This is a genomic window from Janthinobacterium longum (assembly GCF_051380735.1).
Taxonomy (GTDB): domain Bacteria; phylum Pseudomonadota; class Gammaproteobacteria; order Burkholderiales; family Burkholderiaceae_D; genus Janthinobacterium.
Genome location: NZ_JBNYXQ010000020.1, coordinates 1 through 5412, shown reverse-complemented (window position 1 = coordinate 5412; position 5412 = coordinate 1). Strand labels below are relative to the sequence as shown.

Annotated in this window: 5 protein-coding genes; 1 reads left to right on the top strand and 4 read right to left on the bottom strand. The window is 57.8% G+C overall.

The window, feature by feature from the left end; translation table 11 throughout:
• Positions 1-231: 231 nt before the first annotated feature.
• Entirely contained in the window at positions 232-1311 is a 1080-nt protein-coding gene (locus tag ACQ4WM_RS24630; protein ID WP_436549285.1) for a tartrate dehydrogenase, read from the bottom strand.
• Positions 1312-1414: 103 nt separating this feature from the next.
• Between ACQ4WM_RS24630 and ACQ4WM_RS24625 the strand changes: the two genes are divergently transcribed.
• Positions 1415-1633, top strand: coding sequence for a LysR substrate-binding domain-containing protein (locus ACQ4WM_RS24625; RefSeq protein WP_436549284.1), 219 nt, complete (start codon positions 1415-1417; stop codon positions 1631-1633).
• Between the two features lie 2 nt (positions 1634-1635).
• Here ACQ4WM_RS24625 and ACQ4WM_RS24620 read toward each other — a convergent pair whose 3' ends face one another.
• The 3 genes from ACQ4WM_RS24620 to ACQ4WM_RS24610 form a co-directional block, all read right to left on the bottom strand.
• Positions 1636-3126: a DUF3482 domain-containing protein gene (locus ACQ4WM_RS24620; protein ID WP_436549283.1), complete on the bottom strand. Its 1491-nt coding sequence runs from the start codon at positions 3124-3126 to the stop codon at positions 1636-1638.
• Entirely contained in the window at positions 3123-4601 is a 1479-nt protein-coding gene (locus ACQ4WM_RS24615; protein ID WP_436549282.1) for a DUF2868 domain-containing protein, read from the bottom strand. Before ACQ4WM_RS24615 ends, ACQ4WM_RS24620 begins: the two co-directional genes overlap by 4 nt.
• Positions 4602-4663: 62 nt before the next feature.
• Positions 4664-5212 carry a hypothetical protein gene (locus ACQ4WM_RS24610; RefSeq protein WP_436549281.1) on the bottom strand — a complete coding sequence of 183 codons (549 nt, stop codon included), beginning with the start codon at positions 5210-5212 and terminating at the stop codon, positions 4664-4666.
• Positions 5213-5412 lie beyond the last annotated feature (200 nt).

The following is a 5412-nucleotide window of genomic DNA, read 5'->3' as shown; positions in this document are numbered from 1 at the left end:
CAAATGCCCACACTTATCGACTGTTAATTGTTAAAGAACTGTATTCGGTGCTACTTTCGCGCTATCGACAAAGCGTTGTGTTTGTCAGCTGCGAAGAAGGAAGAGTATGAAGCGTTTCGGCTATTTCGTCAACCTTCTTTTCTGCCTCGTTTTACTCCGCAACACCTTGTTTTGTGTGCGTCGTTTTGCAAGGAGGCGAACTATAGCAAATGCCCCCGCAGGCGGCAAGCTTTATTTCAGCAGTGCCGCCACCGCCATGCCCACTTCCGTCGTACTGGCCTTGCCACCCATGTCGGGCGTGCGGGGACCATGTTCAAGCACCTGTTCGATGGCATGCAGTACCGCATCATGGGCGGCCGTATAACTGGCGTCGCCATTACCCAGAAAATCCAGCATCATGGCGCCCGACCAGATCATGCCGATCGGGTTGGCAATATTCTGGCCATAGATATCGGGGGCAGAACCATGCACCGGCTCGAATACCGAAGGAAAGGTGCGCTCGGGATTGATATTGGCCGACGGCGCGATTGCAATCGTTCCCGTGCAGGCGGGCCCCAGGTCAGACAAGATATCGCCAAACAGGTTCGATGCGACCACTACGTCGAAACGCTCGGGGCTCAATACAAAGCGGGCTGCCAGGATGTCGATATGGTACTTATCCCAGCGCACTTCGGGAAATTGCGGCGCCATGGTTTCCACGCGCTCGTCCCAATACGGCATGCTGATCGCAATACCGTTCGACTTGGTTGCCGACGTCAGATGCTTCCTGGGCCGGCTTTGCGCCAGTTCGAACGCGTATTTCAAAATGCGATCAACGCCCTTGCGGGTAAATACGGATTCCTGCAGCACTGTTTCGCGCTCTGTGCCTTCGAACATGCGCCCGCCCAAGGACGAATACTCGCCTTCCGTATTTTCACGCACCACATAAAAATCAATATCGCCCGGCTTCTTGTTGGTCAGCGGACAGGGTACGCCCGGCATCAACCGTACCGGCCGCAAATTGACGTACTCGTCGAACTCGCGGCGAAATTTCAGTAACGATCCCCACAGCGAAATATGGTCGGGCACTTTATCGGGCCAGCCGACGGCACCAAAATAAATAGCGTCAAAATCCCTGAGCTGTGCGAACCAGTCGGACGGCATCATTTGCCCATGTTTCAGGTAGTAATCGCAATTGGCCCAGGCCATGGTGGTGAACTGCAAATCGAGATTGAAGCGGCGCGCTGCCGCCTCCATGACGCGCAAGCCCTCGGGCATGACTTCGTTGCCAATGCCGTCGCCGGCGATGACTGCTATTTTTTTGGTGGCCATGGTCTCTTCCTGTGTGGGATACGGTGCGATGATGATACTAGGTCCACAAAAGGACATGATCACCTATGACACAACGGCAGTATTCACGACTCATGGAAAATCTATGAAAGCACGCCTCTGGGCGCTTGACGGACACGGCATTATCTTGCGCTCGGTCTGGGATGTCGAACATAGTCTGGCGCAAGGCCGCTTGATACGTGTGCTGCCCGACTACCGGCAAGAAGCCGATGTCTGGGCAGTGACGACCTCCCGCCTGTCGAACTCGGCCAAGGTGAGAGTCTGCGTACAATTCCTGCAGCAATGGCTGCAGGCAAAAGCGTAGGCTTACACCAGGCGCGGGACGTCCGGATACAGCCTGGCCAGGGTATCGCCGACAATTGCCGTCATGGTCGGAGCAAGACGTGCTGCAGCCAGCTCGGGTGACTTTTCACGGCGCAGCTCTTTCCATGCTTCCAGCAGGGCACCTTCATGGCGCGCTACCGCTTGCTCGACTTCGTCCTGCCAGAAGGCCGGCGCTTCGCTCTCGACAAAATTGCCACGGCCACGGCCAAAGTGCGCCACCGCCAGATAACGCAAGATGCCGGCCACTACCAGAGTGCGCAAAAACGCATCGGTAAATTGCATGGTCGGATGGTTGCGGTCGGTGCCGGAATTGAAGCCCCAGGCGGCGCCGGCAAATGTCAGGGCACCCACCACGCCACCGAGCAAGGCGCCCGCACCCATGCTCAGGCCACCGGAAAGCAGGTCGGCCGACAGGCCCGTCGCCGCGCCGGACACCATGGCACCCAACAAGCCGGCCTGTGCCTTGTCGATGGGCGCGCGCACGGCAAAGTTGTCGCGCACGCGGGTATTGATCTTGTGCGCATCCGTAGGGTCGAGTTTGTGCAGGATCAGCAGTTCGCGCGTGGTCTCACCGCTATGGAGATTAAGCCGCGCCACCAAGCCCGCCATCGCGCGTTCCTGGCGTTGCTGCTCCTCATTTTTGCCGATACCTACTACCTGTAAAGCCGATTTCAGCAATCCTTTGGATGCGGTATCGAGCGCTTCGCTATCCTGCGCCGCCACCGCCAGCTGCGACGACAGCAACTGCATCGCCTGCTGGAAACGGGCGGTATTGTGCGCTTGCCAGGTCGCAAACAAGCGTGCATAGCCCGCCTGCTGCGAAGCGGGCAGCAGCTTGCCGACGGCTTCGTAAAATACGCGCTCATGCACCCAGCAGCGGGCAAAGGCATCGAGCGCCAGGACCTCACGCACGACGCGATATTGCCGCAGATGTTCACGCCAGCGCGCCTGTTCGCCATGCTCGGCATTGCCGGTACGCGGTGGGCCCGTCTGGTTCAGCAAGACCACCACCGGTTTGCCCAGCCATTCCAGTATCTTCATTTCCGCCGGCAGATAGCCCGCGTCTTTCGGATGCTCCGACGAATTGACCAGGTACAGCACTACGTCGGCAGCATCCCTGGCGGTGCGCAGCGCTTGCTGGCTGAGCCAGAATGGACGGTCGCGATAGCGGTCGATCACTTCGCGCAGGAACCAGCCGATGGGATTGCCGGCCTGGCCCAGTCGTTTCAATAGCCGTACCGAGTCGCCGAAGCCCGGCGTATCCCACAGTTGCAGCGCATCGCCTTCGGGCGTGGCCAGCAAGGTGTGCGATTCGGCAAATATCGTGACGTGGGCGGCATCGCGTACTTCGCCGATATCGATGCCCACCAAGGTGCGCGCCAGGGTTGTCTTGCCGTTATTCGTATGCGAAATCAGGGCAAACTGGATCTGCACTGCATCGTCTTGCAGCTGCTTTTCTACATTGACACTCATGCTGTCGCCGATAGTTTCAGCCCGACTCCCGCATCAAGTGGGTGCAGCGCGGGATTAAGCAAATTGACCACGGTGCCCGTAGTCTGATGGAACTGGCAGAACTGCTGCCACAAAGCGACACGCTCCGCGCGGCGGGTATCGTTCTCAGGCACTACACCCGCATGCTCCAGATACGAGGATTCATCGATCAGCACGGCAATGCCGCGCGTGGATGATTGCGCCAGGTAAGTCAGGAAAGCACCGTGGTTTTCCTTTTCCGGCGTGGCCGTCAGGTTGAACAACACGGCCGTGATACTGACTTGCGCATCGTTCAGGTCGGTATCGCGCAGTACCTCCTTCGGCTCTTCGCCATACGAGGTCGACGGGCGCAGCATGACACGTCCCTGCTCGCCAAACAGCATGGTGGCGATCTGCCCCAGACCCTTGTGGCGCGCCTCGTCAACGGTAAAGCTGTAAGGCAACACGCGCAGCAGGCCGCCGGTAGCCACGCCGATGCTGTCATTGAGTTTGCGGAAATACGGCTGATCGAGGTCGAGCGGAAATTTTCTCGCCAGCTGGATGGCGCGCAGATTGCTGATCACAGCCAGGATTACGCGTGGCAACACCACCAGCAGGAAGATCGTCGCCGCATACAGATGCACCCAGCGTGCGCCGCCTTCAGCCGCAGTGGTTTGCGGGAAACGCAGCGCTTCGATCTCGGCCAGCGAAAATCCTTGCAATGGGAATACGGCAATGGCCGGCGCAAACAAGGTCGACAGCAAGCTGTGCACCTGGCCCGCACCGAGGAAAGTGCTTTCCCAGCCAGCCGCATATTGCGACAAGAAGCCGCGCGCATACAAAGAAGCGACGGCGCCGATAGCAAACAGGGCCGCACTCAAATGGATGGTGCGACCGAGGCGAGCGGATGTCAGCTTGCGGCTCAAATGGCCCCATTCAACCGAAAAATTCAGCAAGCCCGTCGCCAGCACATGCGGCAGTTTGCGTGGCATCGACAGTTTGCCCACGCTCAGATGGCGTACCAGGCCGGCCTTGGGCCAACCCAGAGGGTGGGAAGGAATGAACAACCAGATGAACAAACCGATATACACCAGCAAATTCCAGGCGATGATCAGCAGCAGCGGCGCGGACAATAAATCCACGCGGTGCGGATCGGTAATACGATCGAGACCTGCGCCCAGCAGCAAGGCCAGCAAGGGCAAGGTCACCGACAGCGTCTTCATGCCGCTGCCGCGCTTGGTGAATGCGGCAAACGCGGGCGTGCGTTCGGTCAGGCGTTTCAATATCTGTTCGGAGCGCTGCTGCAGGAAATCATCGCCAGTCACATCCGCATGCTTGCCCGAAGCTTGCCACTGGGCCAGTTCGCGGGCACTGCGGCTCGCATACATGCGGTCATCTTCGCTGAGGATTTCCTTTTGCTGATCCGCCATTTCAATAGCGCGTACCAGCACTACGTCTCTCGCAATTAACTCGTTCATGTTGCTCCTGTTTTTGTAGAAAACGACAACTCGACAGGGTAATTGTGACGTACTTTTGCGTTTCAGGCCAACGCATCGTCCGATTTGAGCACGCGATACAGCAAATAGACCAGATAAGACGCGATCCAGAGGGACCACAGTACCGGTGCAAAGGACCGGCTTGCCAGTCCTTGCGGCCAGAAACTCTCGACCAAGCCACACAGCAACACGATGCCAAAAACCAGGCTGGCAGCACGCCGGCGAGCAGGCAGCCAGAACAGGCACACCGCCAGCAGCCACCAGGGAAAGCCCTCGCCTGCTTCTACATCGTTAAAGAAAAATACAATTTTGGTGCACAAGGGCACGAGCACAGCCGAGGAGGCCAGCACACGCAAGGCAATACGATGTGATGCGCTCAATCCCAGTGGACGCAAGGCATCCCATAGCGCCACAAGAATGACGGCGGCGGAAAGCAATACACCCGTCAACACAATGGCGGGATCGGCGTAGACTGCAGCGAAAGGCTGGGACATCATGCCGTCAGTGGCAAACCAGACGATCAATATGCCCGATATCATCAAGATGGTATCGGGACCTGCAGGCGTTTTAAGGAGTTTCAGCTTGGCCAGCATGGCAAATAGCTCCGGGGCGGATGGAATAAGACCATCGTACACAGCCAAGATGAAGACAACATGACGGCTGGAGCAAGCCCTTTTCACCAGACGAAAAAAAACCCCAATCATTGCTGATCGGGGTTTCTCTCTACTACGAATAACAAGCCTGACGATAACCTACTTTCACACTGGTTGCAGCACTATCATCGGCGCAAAGT